This is a genomic window from Paraburkholderia sp. WC7.3g (assembly GCF_050436345.1).
GTDB classification, from domain to species: Bacteria; Pseudomonadota; Gammaproteobacteria; order Burkholderiales; family Burkholderiaceae; genus Paraburkholderia; species Paraburkholderia podalyriae.
Window position 1 is genome coordinate 911058 of record NZ_JBNDMA010000001.1, and the last position, 16269, is coordinate 927326.

14 protein-coding genes and 5 pseudogenes are annotated in these 16269 nt (G+C 58.9%); 7 read left to right on the plus strand and 12 right to left on the minus strand.

What is annotated here, in order from left to right; translation table 11 throughout:
* Positions 1-57: 57 nt before the first annotated feature.
* The 3 genes and pseudogenes from OKW43_RS04230 to OKW43_RS04240 form a co-directional block, all read right to left on the minus strand.
* On the minus strand, positions 58-2085 hold the full coding sequence (locus tag OKW43_RS04230; protein ID WP_429445468.1) for a sigma-54-dependent Fis family transcriptional regulator: 2028 nt from the start codon (positions 2083-2085) through the stop codon (positions 58-60).
* An 818-nt stretch (positions 2086-2903) separates the two neighbouring features.
* Positions 2904-3659, minus strand: a pseudogene (locus tag OKW43_RS04235) (DUF6538 domain-containing protein); the annotation flags it as partial.
* Between the two features lie 372 nt (positions 3660-4031).
* Positions 4032-4579 (minus strand): annotated as a pseudogene (locus OKW43_RS04240) (SOS response-associated peptidase family protein); the annotation flags it as partial.
* Positions 4580-4796: 217 nt separating this feature from the next.
* Between OKW43_RS04240 and OKW43_RS04245 the strand changes: the two are divergent.
* Positions 4797-6062: an IS256 family transposase gene (locus tag OKW43_RS04245; RefSeq protein WP_429444807.1), complete on the plus strand. Its 1266-nt coding sequence runs from the start codon at positions 4797-4799 to the stop codon at positions 6060-6062.
* Positions 6063-6162: 100 nt separating this feature from the next.
* Positions 6163-6552, plus strand: a complete 390-nt coding sequence (locus OKW43_RS04250; protein WP_187614091.1) for a response regulator — start codon at positions 6163-6165, stop codon at positions 6550-6552.
* A 590-nt stretch (positions 6553-7142) separates the two neighbouring features.
* Here the strand turns inward: OKW43_RS04250 and OKW43_RS04255 are convergent.
* Positions 7143-7307 (minus strand): DUF2934 domain-containing protein, encoded by a 165-nt coding sequence (locus OKW43_RS04255; protein ID WP_187633456.1) that lies wholly within the window; start codon positions 7305-7307, stop codon positions 7143-7145.
* 754 nt (positions 7308-8061) lie between these two features.
* Between OKW43_RS04255 and OKW43_RS04260 the strand changes: the two genes are divergently transcribed.
* Entirely contained in the window at positions 8062-8265 is a 204-nt protein-coding gene (locus tag OKW43_RS04260) for a cold-shock protein (protein WP_429445471.1), read from the plus strand.
* A 274-nt stretch (positions 8266-8539) separates the two neighbouring features.
* Here the strand turns inward: OKW43_RS04260 and OKW43_RS04265 are convergent.
* A pseudogene (locus OKW43_RS04265) lies at positions 8540-9202 on the minus strand (IS110 family transposase); the annotation flags it as partial.
* A gap of 376 nt (positions 9203-9578) precedes the next feature.
* Between OKW43_RS04265 and OKW43_RS04270 the strand changes: the two are divergent.
* Positions 9579-10106, plus strand: a complete 528-nt coding sequence (locus tag OKW43_RS04270; protein WP_429445473.1) for a phasin family protein — start codon at positions 9579-9581, stop codon at positions 10104-10106.
* A 544-nt stretch (positions 10107-10650) separates the two neighbouring features.
* Here OKW43_RS04270 and OKW43_RS04275 read toward each other — a convergent pair.
* Together OKW43_RS04275 and OKW43_RS04280 are read right to left on the minus strand one after the other, a co-directional pair.
* Positions 10651-10875 (minus strand): dodecin family protein, encoded by a 225-nt coding sequence (locus tag OKW43_RS04275; protein WP_429445475.1) that lies wholly within the window; start codon positions 10873-10875, stop codon positions 10651-10653.
* Between the two features lie 1001 nt (positions 10876-11876).
* Positions 11877-12209 carry a hypothetical protein gene (locus OKW43_RS04280; RefSeq protein WP_429445477.1) on the minus strand — a complete coding sequence of 111 codons (333 nt, stop codon included), beginning with the start codon at positions 12207-12209 and terminating at the stop codon, positions 11877-11879.
* Between the two features lie 526 nt (positions 12210-12735).
* Between OKW43_RS04280 and OKW43_RS04285 the strand changes: the two genes are divergently transcribed.
* Positions 12736-12945 carry a hypothetical protein gene (locus OKW43_RS04285; protein ID WP_187635657.1) on the plus strand — a complete coding sequence of 70 codons (210 nt, stop codon included), beginning with the start codon at positions 12736-12738 and terminating at the stop codon, positions 12943-12945.
* Positions 12946-13009: 64 nt separating this feature from the next.
* Complete coding sequence (gene hfq, locus OKW43_RS04290; protein ID WP_429445479.1) at positions 13010-13285, plus strand: RNA chaperone Hfq; 276 nt, start codon at positions 13010-13012, stop codon at positions 13283-13285.
* Between the two features lie 21 nt (positions 13286-13306).
* Here hfq and OKW43_RS04295 read toward each other — a convergent pair whose 3' ends face one another.
* From OKW43_RS04295 to OKW43_RS04315, 5 genes and pseudogenes are all read right to left on the minus strand, one after another.
* On the minus strand, positions 13307-13507 hold the full coding sequence (locus OKW43_RS04295; RefSeq protein WP_429447325.1) for a response regulator: 201 nt from the start codon (positions 13505-13507) through the stop codon (positions 13307-13309).
* Positions 13508-13843 (minus strand): hypothetical protein, encoded by a 336-nt coding sequence (locus tag OKW43_RS04300; protein WP_429445481.1) that lies wholly within the window; start codon positions 13841-13843, stop codon positions 13508-13510.
* A 110-nt stretch (positions 13844-13953) separates the two neighbouring features.
* Positions 13954-14109: pseudogene (locus OKW43_RS04305) on the minus strand (cold-shock protein); the annotation flags it as partial.
* A 190-nt stretch (positions 14110-14299) separates the two neighbouring features.
* Positions 14300-14506, minus strand: a pseudogene (locus OKW43_RS04310) (SDR family oxidoreductase); the annotation flags it as partial.
* Between the two features lie 51 nt (positions 14507-14557).
* Positions 14558-14779, minus strand: coding sequence for an XRE family transcriptional regulator (locus OKW43_RS04315; RefSeq protein WP_429445483.1), 222 nt, complete (start codon positions 14777-14779; stop codon positions 14558-14560).
* A 573-nt stretch (positions 14780-15352) separates the two neighbouring features.
* Here OKW43_RS04315 and phaP point away from each other — a divergent pair.
* Complete coding sequence (gene phaP, locus OKW43_RS04320) at positions 15353-15928, plus strand: TIGR01841 family phasin (protein WP_429445485.1); 576 nt, start codon at positions 15353-15355, stop codon at positions 15926-15928.
* The last annotated feature ends 341 nt before the right edge of the window (positions 15929-16269 follow it).

Consider the following 16269-nt stretch of genomic DNA (forward strand, 5'->3'; position numbering starts at 1 on the left):
CGAACGCAAGTCTGACGGGAAGCATGACGTGCAAGAACCAGTAGACCGAATTCAACGTCATCGACTCGCGCGCCGGGTGACCCCCAGGTCACGCACCAAGGCGTACTTCCGGATCTTCTGATACAGCGTGCTTTTTGCTATGCCGAGCTGCGCGGCCGCCTCGGTCAGGTTGCCCTGGCATTGCTGGATCGCAAAGCGAATCGACTCTGCTTCCGCCATTTCCAGCGAACGGATCTTTTGGCGCGCAAGCGCAGACATCCCAGAGGACGCCGTCTCTCGAATACCCCCGGGAGAAATGGCCAAAGCACCGATTTCGGGCGGCAGCTCGGCGACTGTCATGATTCCGTCGCGGGCCATGAGTACCGCGCCCTCGATCGCATTTCGCATCTCGCGGACGTTACCTGGCCAAATGTAGTTCAGCAGGCATCCATACGCCACGTCGTCGAAGACGGCATGGGTTACGCCGTACCGCTCGCGCGAGACAGTCAACCAGTGTTCGATCATCTCGGGCAAATCCGTCTTCCGTTCGCGCAGCGGCGGTATCGAGATGTTCGTGACGGCCAGCCGGTAATACAGATCCATGCGGAATCTACCGTCAGCGACGTCTGCACGCAGATCGCGATGCGTGGCGGCGATTAGACGGAAGTCGACCTTGCGAGGCGCGTTGTCGCCCAACCGGTAGATCTCCCCTCCCTCCAGCACACGCAGCAAATGCGGCTGGATGTCGAGTGGCATTTCGCCGATCTCATCGAGGAACAGCGTGCCGTGATTCGCCGCTTCGATTTTCCCTGTCATGCCGGACTTACGTGCGCCGGTAAATGCGCCTTCGGCATAACCAAACAGCTCACTGCTCAATAAATCGCGCGACAAGCCACCGCAGTTCAGCGCGACGAAGGGACCGTCTGCCCTCGAGCTGGCCTGGTGAATGCCTTGCGCGAACAACTCCTTGCCAACGCCGGTTTCACCCAGCAGCAGTACGGGGACCGAGGCTTTAGCCAGCTGCTGCGCCTTCTGGATAGCCGCCCGCAGTGCAGACCCCGCGCCGACAATGCGAGAGAACGCCGCGGCAGGCTTGGGTTCGGCGACCGGCATCGCTTCGGATAACGAAGCGGCGCGCCGACTGGCAGCCGGCGCAATCAACATGAAGCCGAGCGTGTCGGCGCCTTCAGCAACGCGTTCAATCCGTGCGAGGCGCAACCACGCCGGTGATTGCGGCGACATGGAGCCACCGGCAATCCTGGCGATGTCCGGGATCGGAAAAGCGTTGTCCAGTGCGCCTGGAACGCCAAGCCGCGCAAAGGCGGCTGAGGCCTCCGGGTAGGCTCTGACGAGACGTCCGGACTCGTCCACCACGACGACGCCGTCTGTATGACCGGAGCAGTAAGCCATGCAACGCTCCATCAGGTGCAGACGGCGCTCCATTGCGAACTTCCCAAGCCGGCTCTCGATACGCCCGGCCATCGAGACGATAAACGCCAGGCTGTGCTGGCTGTAGGTTTGCGCAAGGCCCGAGACATCAAGTACGCCGAGTACGGTGCCGTCAAGCGGGTCGCGGATCATCGTAGCAGAGCAAGTCCACTGCTTGATACCCGCGCAGAAATGCTCCGAACCATGGATCTGGACCGGTTGCCGCAAAGCGAGGGCGGTGCCGATCGCGTTGGTGCCGCAACTGAGCTCAGTCCAGTTACAACCAGGTATCAACCGGACCTCGCTGGCGGGTTCAACGATGCGCGCGTCGCCGGCTAGTTCGAGGATCATGCCGTCCGGATCCGCGAGCAGCAGAATGGTCCCCGTCTGCGAAAGGAACTCACGTGTCTCCTGGATAAGCGGCACGCTTGCATGCATCAAGCGGTCGTTCCTGACGCGCAAATCGAACAGAGCCCCTTCTTCAAGCGGCAGTGGGGCGCCTGCCGCATCAGGAGCCACGCGGCCATCAAGGCAACGATGCCAGGAATCGTCAACGACGCCACGGAGGGCACCCGAGGGCCGCTTGTCACCTTGAATCAAACGCTCCCACGCCGCCATGACGCTGGTGTCCCGATCAGGACTTGAAAACCAGTCCATTGGCGTGCCTGTCTCTTTCATGCTGTCTCCGTGTGAGCAGAGTACCTCACCCGATCAGAGGGATCGCCTTGCCATAAGGCGTTTTCTTTTTTTTTGCCAGGGACGCGCGATTGCCTCAGTCGATAGGCCGCCGCCCCAGCGCGCGTCGCGAGCGCCAAGGCGCGACTCTACGCCGCGCCGCTGCCCATCAGCGATCAATCACGACGCGGTCACCATACAGGCGCGGACCTCCATCTGAATTCTATCCCTGAAATACAGCACCGTCCGGAAATCGAACGCTTTGCGCAACTGGCACCCGTTCAAGCGCCATAAAACATACAGAAAAATGCATAAAATCAATGACTTGATATCGCAGCAGCGATGTTGGCATGGCCCATGCGTTTGACTGGGCCAAGGCGAGCGCATGTTGATTGCGCGCTCGGTCTCATAGCAGCAAAGCGCTCACCATTGCGCGACAGGAAAGAAGTCGAAGGAGAAGACGATGAACACCGGTCAGAGATCCCTGCGCTTGCTGGTCGAAAAGTGGCTGGCGCCCACTCCGACGAGGCCGGCTCACGTCACTCGGTTTAGTCGCATGGGTACGAGTCAGAGACGCTATGTGTGCGTCGAAGCATTACATTCGAGCGGTCTGCTGGCGATTTTTTTCTTCAGACACGATGACGGATCTTGGTGTGTATTCCCGCCTGGCACGGAAAGCCCGACCATGAAAGTGTGATCTGCTTTAGGAGATCATGACCGAAATTGAGGTGAGTGTTTTGACTGATGTCTCCGACGGGAACCAAGCTTTGGAAGCATACGATTTACCGCGGGAGGGAACTGTACGCGGAACTCCTGTCGGGTTACATGCGTAAACGCAGTGCGGGATTCTTTGCCGTCTTGCGCCCGAATCCCCGCGCCTCTCCATCGAGCAGGAAGTGTACGAAAGCGACCCCGTGGGCCTTCCGGAGTTCACCCAAGGGAACGACACCCACCGCTTGTTCGAAAAGGTTTATAGCCTTTTCTGCGCGGCCTATAGAGCTTTGCTTCGGGGTGTTGCGCGCTTTCCAAGACGGGACAACATCTCGCAGAAAATTTGCCGCCGCATTAGTTGCGGATGCATCTTTACGAGAAACAGTGCCGCCGTTAGGCGCAACCGCGAGCCCCGTTACGCGTGCGGCTTGCTCCGGTGTCGGTAGATCGCCGGGGTGGAATCCTCCGGCCGCCCGCAGCGCATCTAGCTGGCTGATAGTCGGCAGCCCATACGCATTGAGAATCGCATCTGCATCGGCGGCGACTTGTTGCCTCGCACGAGCCAGCCCGTCGAAATACTCCGGGTTTGCTTCGTTCTCGCGATCCAGTTCCGCTTCTATCTCGTCGGGATACGCATCTTCGCGCGACATGGCCGCCATTTGCTCGGTCCAAGTGTCGGTCTTGGCGGATGCCCTAGCGCGCCGCGCTGCTGCAAATTGCTCGTCCGTGCGCACCGGATTCACGGCTAGCAGGCGTTTCGCTTCTGCGTGGTCACGCGTTTTGAGCGAAAACATGATTTGGGTTTTGGCAAAATGCGCACAAAGATCAACGGGAATTTTGCGGCGGAAGTAGTAGATCTTGCCGCGTGGTACGAGATGGTTTTGTCATGGCGGGCAGAGCGTGTCAAGTGAGTGTGTCACCGGCCACACCCTGCTCTAGGCCATTGATTTTCTTGATTCTCGAATCGAATCAAGGAGATATTTGGTCGGGGCGAGAGGATTTGAACCTCCGACCACCTGCACCCCATACAGGAAATGCGTTCTCCGCCCAAAGAAATTCTCGATTTATTGCCATGACACAAAGATTAGCGATACTGCAGTCCCTATGGGCAATGGAGCGCCGTCATACCGACGGTTTCGAGCGGACGCTCGAACAGAACATATCGAAGATTCTCGAAGCAGGTTATGACGGCTTCAGCGCGTTGTGCGTGGATAAGAATCGCGTGAACGAGACGGTCGATAACCAAAGAGCGGCTTCCAGAATCCTTCGAGATTGTCACGCCTCGCGTTGTAGCCCCCTTGGTATTTGACGTCATGTGACGCGGGCTTGCCAGCAATGCGACACTGGTAGCGCATCGGCCTGATGACGTGCTGGCCATTTTCGATAATCGTGACTGGCGCGTAGTGACCGGGGAAAGTGCGTGAATCGCGCGACTTCGGCTCGGTTCGCCGAATGTCGTCGAGCCGACCGAGCGTCCATTCAATCTTGTCGGTCGCGATGCGCTTGCTCTCGGTCGCGGCTTTGGTCAGCTTCGTCTGAAGCGACCGTTCCGCCTCTGCTAGCCTCTTTCTCTGCGCGAAAAGGTCCTATTCGAGCTTGGAAGTCTGTTCCGCGTTGAACTTGTCGATAAGGGTCTTGATGGCGCCTTCGGCGTCAGTTTGCGGCTCATCGAACGCGTCCTCCATCGCTCGAAGAATAGGCGCGCAAATTCATGGATATCCATCAAGGCGCCAAAGCTGCGAACGAATATCCGGTAGTCAGCCTGAATTTGAGCCGAGTAGCACATCGATGCCTCCGTTTCGTGCTTCCATGATACGCATTCTCTAGAACGACGCGAGCGCGACGAATATGAGGACTCAATGAATGGCCGCGTGAACTTTGGCCAGAGCTAAAGTCGGAAGTGGTGTACGGGGGAGTTGAGGCGGGAGATTGTAGGCGGTGGAGGTTTCAGCTGAGAATCTGATTGTCGAAGTCGGAAACCAGCAAACAACAAACCATCCACCATGAACAAGTTTACGGAAAAAGAAGTCGTTGGTCTATCGGGAGCCGGTCTGGGTCTGGACGAACTGGTGCGGCACGGAGCCCGGCAGGTGATCCAGCAGGCGATCGAAGCCGAGCTCGCGGCGCTGCTGGAGCGGTTCGAGAACGTCAAGACCTTGCACGGCCAGCGCGCCGTGGTGCGCAACGGCTATCTGCCTGAGCGCGAAGTGTTGACGGCGGCTGGGCCAATTGCCGTGAAGGTCCCGAAGGTTCGCGATCGATCAGGATCTGGTGTGAAGTTCAATTCGTCGATTGTGCCGCCGTATGTGAGGAAGTCGCCACGCGTGAGTGCTGCGCTGCCGTGGCTGTATCTGAAAGGCATCTCGACAGGCGACATGAGCGAGGCTCTGAGCGTCCTGCTAGGCGAAGATGCCAAGGGTCTGTCGGCCAATGTGGTGAGCCGCCTGAAGGCGCAGTGGGCCGACGAACATGCCAGCTGGAGCCAACGTGATCTGTCGAAATCGCACTACGTGTATTGGTGGGTCGACGGGATCCACACGGGGCTGCGAAGCGAGAATTCGGACGGCCAGTGCCTGCTGGTGATCATCGGCGTGAGGCCGGATGGGCGCAAGGAGCGCGTGGCGATCGGCGATGGGTACCGGGAGTCAAAGGCGTCCTGGCAGGAACTGCTGCTCGACCTGAAATCGAGAGGCCTGCAGGCTGGTCCGCTGCTGGCGATCGGCGACGGCGCGATGGGCTTCTGGGCCGCGCTGGAAGAAGTGTTTCCTGCGACGCGAGGCCAGCGCTGCTGGTTCCATAAGATGGGCAACGTGCTCAATGCGCTGCCGAAGTCGCAGCAAGGCAAAGCCAAAGCAGACCTGCAGGCGATCTGGATGGCCGCGACGCGCGCTGACGCATACGCCGCCTTCGATCGTTTCGTGACGGTCTACGCGGCGAAGTATCCGAAAGCCACCGAAACGTTGAAGAAGGACCGGGAAAGCCTGTTGGCCTTTTACGATTACCCGGCGGAACACTGGCAGCATCTGCGCACGACAAATGCGATCGAGTCGACGTTCGCGACCGTGCGCCACCGCACCACGCGTACGCGCAACTGCGTGTCGCGAGCGACCTTCCTGGGCCTGGCATTCAAGCTGATCGAGGAAGCCGAGAAAACCTGGCGCCGTATCAACGGCCCTGCACAGATCAAGCTGCTGCTGGAGGGCATTGCCTTCAAGGACGGCGAACAGGTGAAAGACGATCAACGGGTTCAGCAGAAACTCGCCGCCTGAAAGCGCCTGCCTTCAAGTTGCCCATACACCACTCTTGACGTTAGCTCCTTTGGCCACTGTCGAACTGCCAAACAACATGTGGCGACTCGGACAATTGTGTATGGCAAGCGTACTGCTCGTAGACGATGACGTGGAGGCTTTGGCGGCGTGGAGCGCCAGCTGTGCCGCAGACGGATTTGAAGTAAGAAGCGCGAGCGACGGCCAGTCGGCATTGAAGATGTTCATCGAATCCCCTGTCGATGTAGTGGTCGCCGACTGGCGCATGCCGGTGATGTCGGGGAGCGAGCTCTGTCACCGTTTGCGCACACTCCCCGGCTTAGCCGACGTTGCATTCGTCTTAGTTTCGGGAGAGCCGAGCCCACCCGCTTTCGTAAGCTACGACGGCTTTCTTCGCAAGCCTGTAGATGGGCAAATTTTACTGACCACAATTCGACGGCTGCTGGCAGACCATGTAACCCATCGAGAGCAACAGCGAGGCAAGACAACGTAGTCGAAAAGCCACCTGCTTGTGTGGACAGGCCGGACAGAGCCTGGTTGCAGGCAAAAGGAACGGCGGCCGCGGGCACAGTGTTGAGTCAGCAAAAATTTCTGCTCGCGGTAATCCAACTGCCAAGCAGATGGGACATGTCAGCAAGCCGCTGTCCGACGAGATGTCGAACTTCTCCGTGGCATTGCCACGTGCCATATACAGCGAGCACCGGGAAACCAGTTCCCGAAGGCCGAAGCAACTCAGATGCCCGTGGATGCTCGTAGGCCGCCTTCAGTCGCATAGCGCCGCCGTTTGCACGCGAACCGAACTTTCCGTTCGTCCAAAGCTTTCGCAAGGTCAGTCCAACTCCCAGACGTTGCGCGCCTTACGCTCGGTCATGCGCGAACCGCCAGTTGTATTCGCAGAGTATCCTAGGTTTGCTACCTGCTAGCGCCGCCGATTTTGGCTCACTGGCGGATAAGGCACTCGAACTGGCAAAGAGCAAAGCGACGCCCGGACTGTCGGGGTACCTGAGACCGGTCCGGTCAATCGTCAAGACAGGCGCGTGAGGACCTTGCTCAGGCGCCCACATTGCCTTTGGCGCGCGCCGCTCAGGCTGCTGTGTCGCCCTCAGATGCTGCCGGTGACTGGTCCGCACCCAACTGCTGTCGAGCCTTCTCCCAGTACTCGTCCGCGCGCCCTTCGGGAGAGCCGTCCTTCTCCCACAGATAGAAAGCAAGTGTTCGGATTTGTTCTTCAGTGACTGGCACGTCCATCTCAACCTCCTTATAGAAAAGTGGCCCGAGCGGGCAGGCAAATTACGGCTAGTCGATGGTAGCAAAGCGCCTGCTTGATGTCGCTGGTCGTCGGCGACTCACGTTTCAGTCTGGCATGGACCCGTGCGCTGCCCATGCCAGGAGGGACGCTATGCGAGGACGATGGAGTTCACCGCGCAAGCGTGAACGGCGGGTGACTGACGACCAGCCGGCTACGATGCCGTCGATTATTGAGCCTGAACTGGCAACGCCTGTCAGCCGGGCTCCCGCTGATGGCGGCTGGTCTTACGAAATCAAGTTCTGATGGGCACCATCCTCCGTTACTGTTCAAAACCCTAGGTAACATCTAGACCCCTGTCGCGGTTTCCAGACCCAGGCGTTGCCAATCAAAACCTTCAGGTTGCGCGATGCTCTTCGTTGAGAGCCGACCTCATGTTGCTTTTGCGACGTCTTCGCCTGGCCTGTTTGATACTGAAACTTCCCCTCGGTTGGGTTAGCCGCCGAACAGATTTCGCCGAGTTCCCCTTCGGGGCCGGCAACAGGCTAGTCACCGGCCTCCTCGCGGCCACCTTCGCTCCTGCAGTTCGCCGTCAGCATGACATGTTGCGGGCCAACGAAATGCGACAGAAGTCTCCATGTGCCGATGCCCTGGTTGTCGGCCGTCAATCCGCTGTGGTAGAACCGAAATGGCCCGGGTCGGCCGTCCAGCTGACCGGCGTCCAACACAACACGTCTCTTTGGAAGAATCAGCAAAATGGCGACAGGTACATTCAAGTGGTTCAACGACGCGAAGGGCTTCGGATTCATTACGCCAGATGATGGCGGAGAAGACCTGTTCGCACATTTCTCTGAAGTCCAGGGAAGCGGCTTCAAATCGCTGCAAGAGAGCCAGAAGGTGAGCTTCGAAGTGAAACAAGGCCCGAAGGGCAAGCAGGCATCGGACATTCAGCCGCTGTAGGCGCGGGTCGTCGAATGGTTTGAACCAGATGGCCCGCTCATGCGGGCCATCTGCTTTTCACCAGCATCGCCGCTTTCGGCATCGATAACAGATACCGCAAGATGTCACCGCCATGACTCCCTGGCGCCTTTGCAACAGTGGTTTACGAGTAGCATGCGCGAAGTCCTGACGACCAGGGTTCAAAGCGCTGGCGGCCAATATCCAGACGATATACCCGATTGCTTCTTTGGCCCGGGCCTATACGATTATTGCCACGTCAGCGCCCCTAATGCGTTTCGTGTGTGCTTCGGCCGCGGCGATCCGGCGGCAGTGGCGTACCGTCGTGGCACCGTACGTCACCGTTTGCCAGACGTGCGGCGAACTTCCGGCTGTCGACTTCACCCCACCAACCGAGCGTGACCAGCAGCTTGCGCATGCGATCCCGGTGTTGCAGGACTTCCTTCTGCAGTTGCCCACGAACGCGTATCAGGTGGCGCGACGTCTCATCCTGCAGCGACGGCACACGGATCGCGCGCAGGCGGTCGAGTTCACCGTGCAGCCACGCACGCAGGTTGATGACCAGCCTGATTACATCCAGCCGGTCCGTCTTGGCGCGCCGTTTCTGGCGTTCAACGGGGATGCTCGCGGGATCGACGACATAACATTCGATCCCGCGAGCCTGCAAGGCACGATAGATCCAGAACGCGTCCTGCCCTGCCTCATAGCTTACGACAATCCGTACACTGGCTGGCAACGCCCATTTCTGCCGGTGCTGTTCAATCAGGGACAGCACCGCCTGCAGACGGGATGCGGCCTGCGGCTGCGTGACCGTATGTACGGCTGGCCGATCGCGGTGGCCATCATGCAGCGCAACTTTCCACTTCGCCATTGCGAGCTCGAGCGACACCGCCAGTACAATTTCCTCGGCGCATGGCCTGGAGACCTGTTGTGTGTGCATGATGCTCTCCTTTGAGCAAGCGTTGACAAGCTGATTTTACGGATCAGCTCGCCGGCCTTCCTGCTACATAGGATCTACCTAGCGCAAAGCGTGGCCTGTACTGACGACAGGCGTTCAGAACCACACTGGGCTGCAAGTGCAAAAGGGGCTTCCGGGTTGACAGACGTCCGCCGCCAGGGCTAATTTGTGGCACTGCATAAACGAATAGTGAATTGCAGTACAAGTCAGCGGAGAGTCCGGGTAGCCGCTTTCACCTCGCACGGTGGGAGTGTCGGGGCCCCTGCAAGGTCAGCGCAGATGGCCCTGCTAGGTTCCTGTTCGGGCTGCTAACAAATGGTCGACACCCTTTGCCATTTTCCTGAATGAAGTGACTAGCATGAGTCCCGTGGCCCCGGAGCAGCTTGTTGCAGCACAGAAAGCACGCGCAGCAGCGCTTTACAGTCTTTTCGAAAGCGGTTTCAAAGGTTTTGAAAAGCTGGTCCAACTGAATGTCGAAGCCACCACGGGCCAGTTCGGCCGAGAAACAGGCGGTTGCGACGGAGGCGTTTCGGTTAAGTCACCCGATGCCTTCTTCGCCTTGCAATCGCGTCAGGCACAGGCATCGAACGAGAAGCTTCAGGCCTACTGGCGGCATGTGAACGAAATCATGTCCGACGCGGGCAGCGAAATCCTCGCGACCAGCGAGAAGCAGATTGATGAGTACGTTCAGCAATCCCAGGCGCTCTTCGAGAACTTCTTCAGGAACGCGCCGGCGGGCAGTGAAGCATTTGTATCGCTGTGGAAGACGGGCTTCGGCGCTGCGCGTGACGCCGGAAATGCGACCTACGAGAATGCAAAGTCGGCATCCAGGCAGGCTGTCGAAGTCATCGACAAAGCGGGCAAGACCGTCAGCGCGAAACCGTAACAACCGGGTCCTCGAGTTGCGCGATTGGCGCCGCATAAGCGGTCGCGGACGCTCGTCTCGCCGTTCGTCCCGACACGGCAATCGATGGACCTCGGTGAACTGGACATGAGCCCCTGCAGCGCCACGTGCGAGTGGCTGTAGCGCTGCAGGCGCCAACGTAAATACTCCTGCCGCATCAGCCCGCGGCGGTTTGGCCGTGGCGCGACAGTAGCCGGGCCCGGATGGACTGCGCTATCTGCGATGCGACGAACGTGGTCGAATTTACGTGCGTTGAAGACGAGCGCGTCCCGCCAGCTCGCAGCGACAAGAGGGGCAGGACGCACTGAAGCCCGCTGCCACGCAGTCATACCGCCAGACTGAACTGCATGACCCCGCAGGCGCGCTAGCGCTACATGCCGAGGGCGTCGTGCATCGCGACCACCGGAGCGTAAGCGCTAGTGTGAGCACTCTGGGAGTCGCGCCCTCCGCAACTGGCGTACAAGCTCGATGCCGCAAACTTGCAGTATCGGAAGCCTCTTCTCTGCCGAGGTACGGGGTCGTCGTTTCATGCTTCGTACTTGAACGACAAAGATACTCGCGCTCGGTACTCAACGACCTTGCCGCTATCGACCCTCATGTCGAGCTTGCAGACTTCGGCGACTCGCAAATCACGCAGCGACTTCGCTGCAATTTCCACAGCATTTTTCGCCGCATCCTCCCACGAGGTTGAACTGGTGCCGATAATTTCCGTGACGCTGTAGACGCTGGATTCGGTGTCTTGCTTGGCCATGATTCTCGCTCCTCTGGGTTAGGAGGCACGTTTTCCGCACCTCAATGATTTCATGATAGGCCGTCCTGCGTGCCACGCGTCGCTTGAAGTGGCAACGCGCGCTGCCAGAGTCCCGCCAGGATGCGGGCCAATTTCCAAGGGGGAAGCCATGTTCGATTGCACACCGAAACGCCGCCACGTGCTCGCGCAACCGCCCACGAATGATTCTGCTCGCGGTGCCACCCGTGATGATGCAGCTACCGTGAAGCGGAGCAAGCCCGAAACTTCGAAGGTGACTCTGAACGTCGTGAAGGGTGTCTTTGCCGACGCCCAGGATGCAGTCATCACCGGGTACGGCACTGTCTCCGCAGTTCGCCCCTGACGTTCAGGACAGAAGCAACCGCTTCGTAGCACGTTTCGGACATCCGTCCCGGTACTTCCGGTTCCGCTCCGTCGAGCAGATTATGAATCGGCTTTATAACTGGCCTATGGGGGCGGGCTTCAGCAACAATGCGTCCCATAGGGGCCCGTCACGAGCAAGAAATGCGGACGCCGCAGCGGTTGGCGCTGGCGATGCTACAAAGCGCAAGTCCGCATCGAGGAACGACAGCTCTGCGCCCGCATGGTTGCCACAAGTAACCGGGCCGACATCAAGATGATGTCGACGCACACGGATTATGACTGCGCCGATGGCGCGCGATTCAGCAGCGGCGCATTAGCGTTGGCCTGCTTCGACTCCCACTGCACCGGGTCTTGTCCGACAGCCCGAGCGGAAGGCATTTCCGCAACTCGATGGTGTAAATCATCGTAAACCTGGCTGCCGATGGCGCTGGCGTGGTGGCAATAGAGGGGCTCGAGCGAGAGTGATATCGCGAACACGGAAGCGTGGCGTCGGCCCTCAGCTCCCCAAAATTCAAGTCCCCCATCCTGTCGGACCACAATCACCTCATTGGCGCCGCCTTCCAGGTACGACGCGACTCTACAGCACATCTCGCGCTGCCGGTCACTATCGAGCAGCACTTCTACGCAAAGGTCGGGTACAAACGGCAGGGGGTATCAACGTCAAGTCCTTCCCATTTTGCGGGCGCCATCCACACCACGTCCGGGACCCTGATACCAAACGATGGCGTCACCACGGGCACTGACATGGCGGCAAGATGCCCCATCTGTTCGGCCAGCTGACAGTAAATGTCTGTGAAGGCCAGCTGGCGCCTCCCCGACGGGCAACCATTCGCGACCACCTCGCCGAACCTGTTCAACTCGTACCGGTCGCGCATGGCATGTTGCGCGGTCGCGACAAGGCGATGCCATGCGGCCAGCAATTCGTTGCGGTCCAGCAGGATGGGAGTGGCCATGGTTGTCTCGCAGTGGCATTCATTTAAGCGTATACCCCCTGTGTTTTATCAACGTGTAACACTTGTCGGGTGCTGTGCAGCGCACAATTACAGCTCGGTCGGCAGCCGTTACCGAGTGTCGGTACCCGCGCATCGGGGGCTGTCAGTTTCCTTGTTCTTAGAGGCTTTGCAGTCTAGTATTCAAGTAGTTTCTCAGGTCGCTGTGCACTGCGGCAGGAGGGAACCGGTGAGAGCCAGGACACGACGTGCTGAAAGGACATTGGGTGGCATCAACCGCGCCCGCACCTGCGCGGTGCTGAGGGCGGTCGCGACCCGGAATACGATGCGATTGGCAGCAACGGAAGGCACCACCGTGGCCGCCTTGCCACACGACGTCCAGCACCGCGAGTCACATGAGCCGTCAACGGAGATTCGTGTCCGTCGGAGGCCGAAGCGGGTGCTTAACTGAACTGGTAGGACGCCCGCAAGTTGGCGGGGCCGGACACCGCCTTGAGGCAGTGAGCTCTGCCCGCCGAGGAGTTCCGATATGAAACTTGACGCCGCCACTTTCCGGCAATTGCGTCGCCTGGCTCCCGTCCTCGACGACGTCCTTAACGCAGGCGAGGTCGAGTATGCAGACCAGGCTGTGAATCTCACTGCATTGGCAACCCTGTGCTCACAATTGTTCGACGCATACCGCCACCTGCATCCGGACGATACGGAGCAGGCATGCCTCGACGCCCTCGAGTCGCGGTAACACACTTCCGCTGGACTGGCTCGCGGCTTCAGGTATCGCCCGTACAATCAAAGGACCTATCGCTTTGACCCAGAACATGACCGCACGCCCATGCGTACAGGACGATTTTCTGCAGACGCTCGCAAAGGACAAGACCCCCGTAAACGTGTTCCTCGTGAATGGCATCAGACTGAGTGGTCAACTGGCCGGCTTTGACCAGTTTGCAGTGCTGCTGGAGTCTGGCCCAGGCGTGCAACCTGTTTTCAAGCATCCCATTTCGACCGTGATGCCGGTCAATGGCAGGGTCCCGGCACGCGGTTCCGGCGCGGCGGTGAGTCGGGACAAGCCGAACAACTTGTGAGCTCGCGTCCGATGAGAACTGTCATGACATGCTGTGGTCTACGCTTGACCTGCGCATGGCGGTATCGCTCTTTAGCCGTCGACACAATTCGACGCCGTCAATATGCGGCATCACCCAGTCGGTCACAATCAGACCGGGGCTCTCGATGGCAGCTACGGCGAGCGCCGCCTGTCCATCCCTGGCCGTGAGCACGAGGTATCCCTCCTGCTCCGCCAGCGCGATTCACCCCTCGTAGAGGTCGCGGCACGGCCCGTCATATCGAACGTCGAGCGACGACCCGTCTTTGAAAACGAGTCGCTTCACGACTCCGGAATCCTGGACTCTCTGAACGGCGTTCCGCTCCACGAAGACGCCCGGGCGTTCGTCGGGTAGAACCAGCTGCATCAGCGGACCGTACTTTTGCATGGCGTGGAAGAAGCTGGACTCCAATGAAGGTTCTATCACACCCAGCCAGTAAACCAGGGCTGCGCCGGGATTTTTGGCGTCGCGTTCGAGAAAGCGCAACGTCTTCCGGGTGACGAGGCAGGACGAGGGTTCGGTATGCGGCACATCGTGCATGCGGGTCTCCAACTAGTTGTCTGTACGTTTTGCGAAATGGACCGCATAACGGCCCATTCATCGCGACGAGGCAAGCGTCGGGCTTGTTACAGCGGCTTGATGTTGGCAACCTACTTGCCCTTCGGCCCCTGCTTCACTTCGAAGCTGACCTTCTGATTCTCTTGCAATGATTTGAAGCCGCTGCCCTGAACCTCAGAGAAATGGGCGAACAGGTCTTCTCCGCCGTCGTCCGGCGTGATAAAGCCGAAGCCCTTGGCGTCAGCGAATCAGGAGGAAGAGTCTTACCACGCTGACATTGTTTCTGCGCGTCACATCGGTCGTTAAGGTGTCGCGAATGGTCCTGTATTGAGCCGTCGATGTGCGTGCCGCAAAGCGGCTTGCATCTCGTCGTCACTTCGACGGGAACTCGGGCCTGGACTGCTAGCGGCACGCGTAAAGCACGCGTCCATCGAGGTCTCAACCCATGTGAAGTCCACCGTTGAGAGAAAAATCAGCACCGGTCGCAAAGCCGGACTCATTGCTGGCGAGCCACGAGACAATTGAAGCAATTTCCGACGCTTCTCCGAGACGGCGCACCGGAATGCCCTGAATAATTGCGTCCAGTACTTCAGGACGCACAGCACGAACCATATCCGTGCCGATGTATCCGGGAGAAACCGTATTGCGATTCCCGCGAACTGCGCATCAGGCGACCGGAGGCTGCCCCGTGCAAAGTCAGTGAACATCGAGAGGGAGGACGGCGGCGAGACGCATACAAGCGTTCAGCGGCGGCACGGTGATTCCGCGTCGCCAATATTGCACGTCATATTCGCTCACACCCAACCACTTCGCTGCGCGTGTCAATGCCTTGTCGAGGCGTGCGGCCAAGGCGCGCTTCAGGCGGTCATTCCCGGCACTGCGCTCGAGATGACCAATACTTTGAGTATGTGGATTCATCTTAACTAACGTCTCTCAGATATATTTTTATGCAATTCAGCACCGGCTCTCTTCCGGCTGCCGGTCAACCTTACATACCCGTCATGACGCCCCAGTGACGTCATGCTTAGCTCCAGGTCGCGCTGCATCGAAAAGCCGACTGACGGCTGGTTTCTGGCTCAACTATTCCTTCGCCAGTATGCCCTGTCAAACAGAAAATATTTTGTCATCAAGACTGCGCTTTATGTTATCCGGTAACCAGCTCTCGCCCAGGACCGGCTCTCAGCATCAAATGAACCGCGGCGCTTTTGTGGCACCGCACACATCTGAGGAAAAGGTCATCATTAGCATCCTGACGAATCCAAATGTTCTGCGGGTATTCCCTTTGTATTCGCTCGCCCCCAATACCGACGGGGCGTTTGCCCGCGTTCTCATACGCCGCCCGGCGCTGCCGCCGAATCTGTAGTTGACATCCGCGCGCTCCTTCATAGAATGACTATTGCTGCAGCGCACAAACCCATTCGTGACTCATAGCTTGCGATTTCATTCATCTGACTTTTTGACGTTGGTCACCTCACCTCCATGGAGTTAACGATGAGCAGTATTCCCCCGGAACAAATCGTCGCGGCGCAGAAAGCTGGTGTTGCCACAACATTCGGCATCCTGACGAAATCATTTTGCGCCGTCGAAAAGCTGGTCGAATTGAACATGCAAGCAGTCAAATCAAGCCTCGCCGAAAATCAGGAAATCCTGGTCAAGGCGTTTTCGGCCGGAGCGCCGCAGGAGTTTTTCGCACAACAGGCAAGCCAGGCTCAACCCGCCATAGAAAAAGCACAGTCATACTGGCGCCACGTTTACGAAATTATCTCCAGCACTCAAGCCGAATTCGCCGCCGTCGCCGAAGCACAAATCAGGCAGTTCCAGCACGATGCACAGGCATTTGTCGACAGCGTCGCGAAGAACGCGCCGGCGGGAAGCGAAAACGCCGTGGCTGCGTGGAAGACCTTCATCACCACGGCAAGCGAGACGGCGAACACGACGTATGAAGCTGCGAGGAAGGCCGCAAAGCAGGCGGTAGAGACTGCGGAGAGCAATATCAGCGCGGCGGCTTCGACCTCGGTCAAGCGGATTCGACAGCTTCCAGCACCGGTCGAAACCAGTGAGAAGTAATAGCGTTTTATCGTAGCTCACTACTGTCAAATCGTTCAGGCGAGCACCCCGCCCGCGTCGCTTGCGGGGTGGCCGCCTGTGGCGGTCCGAGGCGCCGGTGCGCCTCGCACGCGGTCGCGGAACTCGTCTCCTGCGCCAGAAATTTTCAAGCGCCGTTGCGCAGGTCGCCTGCCGTAGCTTCGTTTGATTTCGTCCGGCATCCATCACGCGAAGTGACCACTTTCTTCGAGGCCGCAGGCACATCGAGGCGAGTGCCACAGGGCAACGCCGAGCCGACGGTTACGAAACTGAAGGAGGAGCGGATGAACACGGCAGAAAGGTCCCTGCGTTCGCTGGTTGAA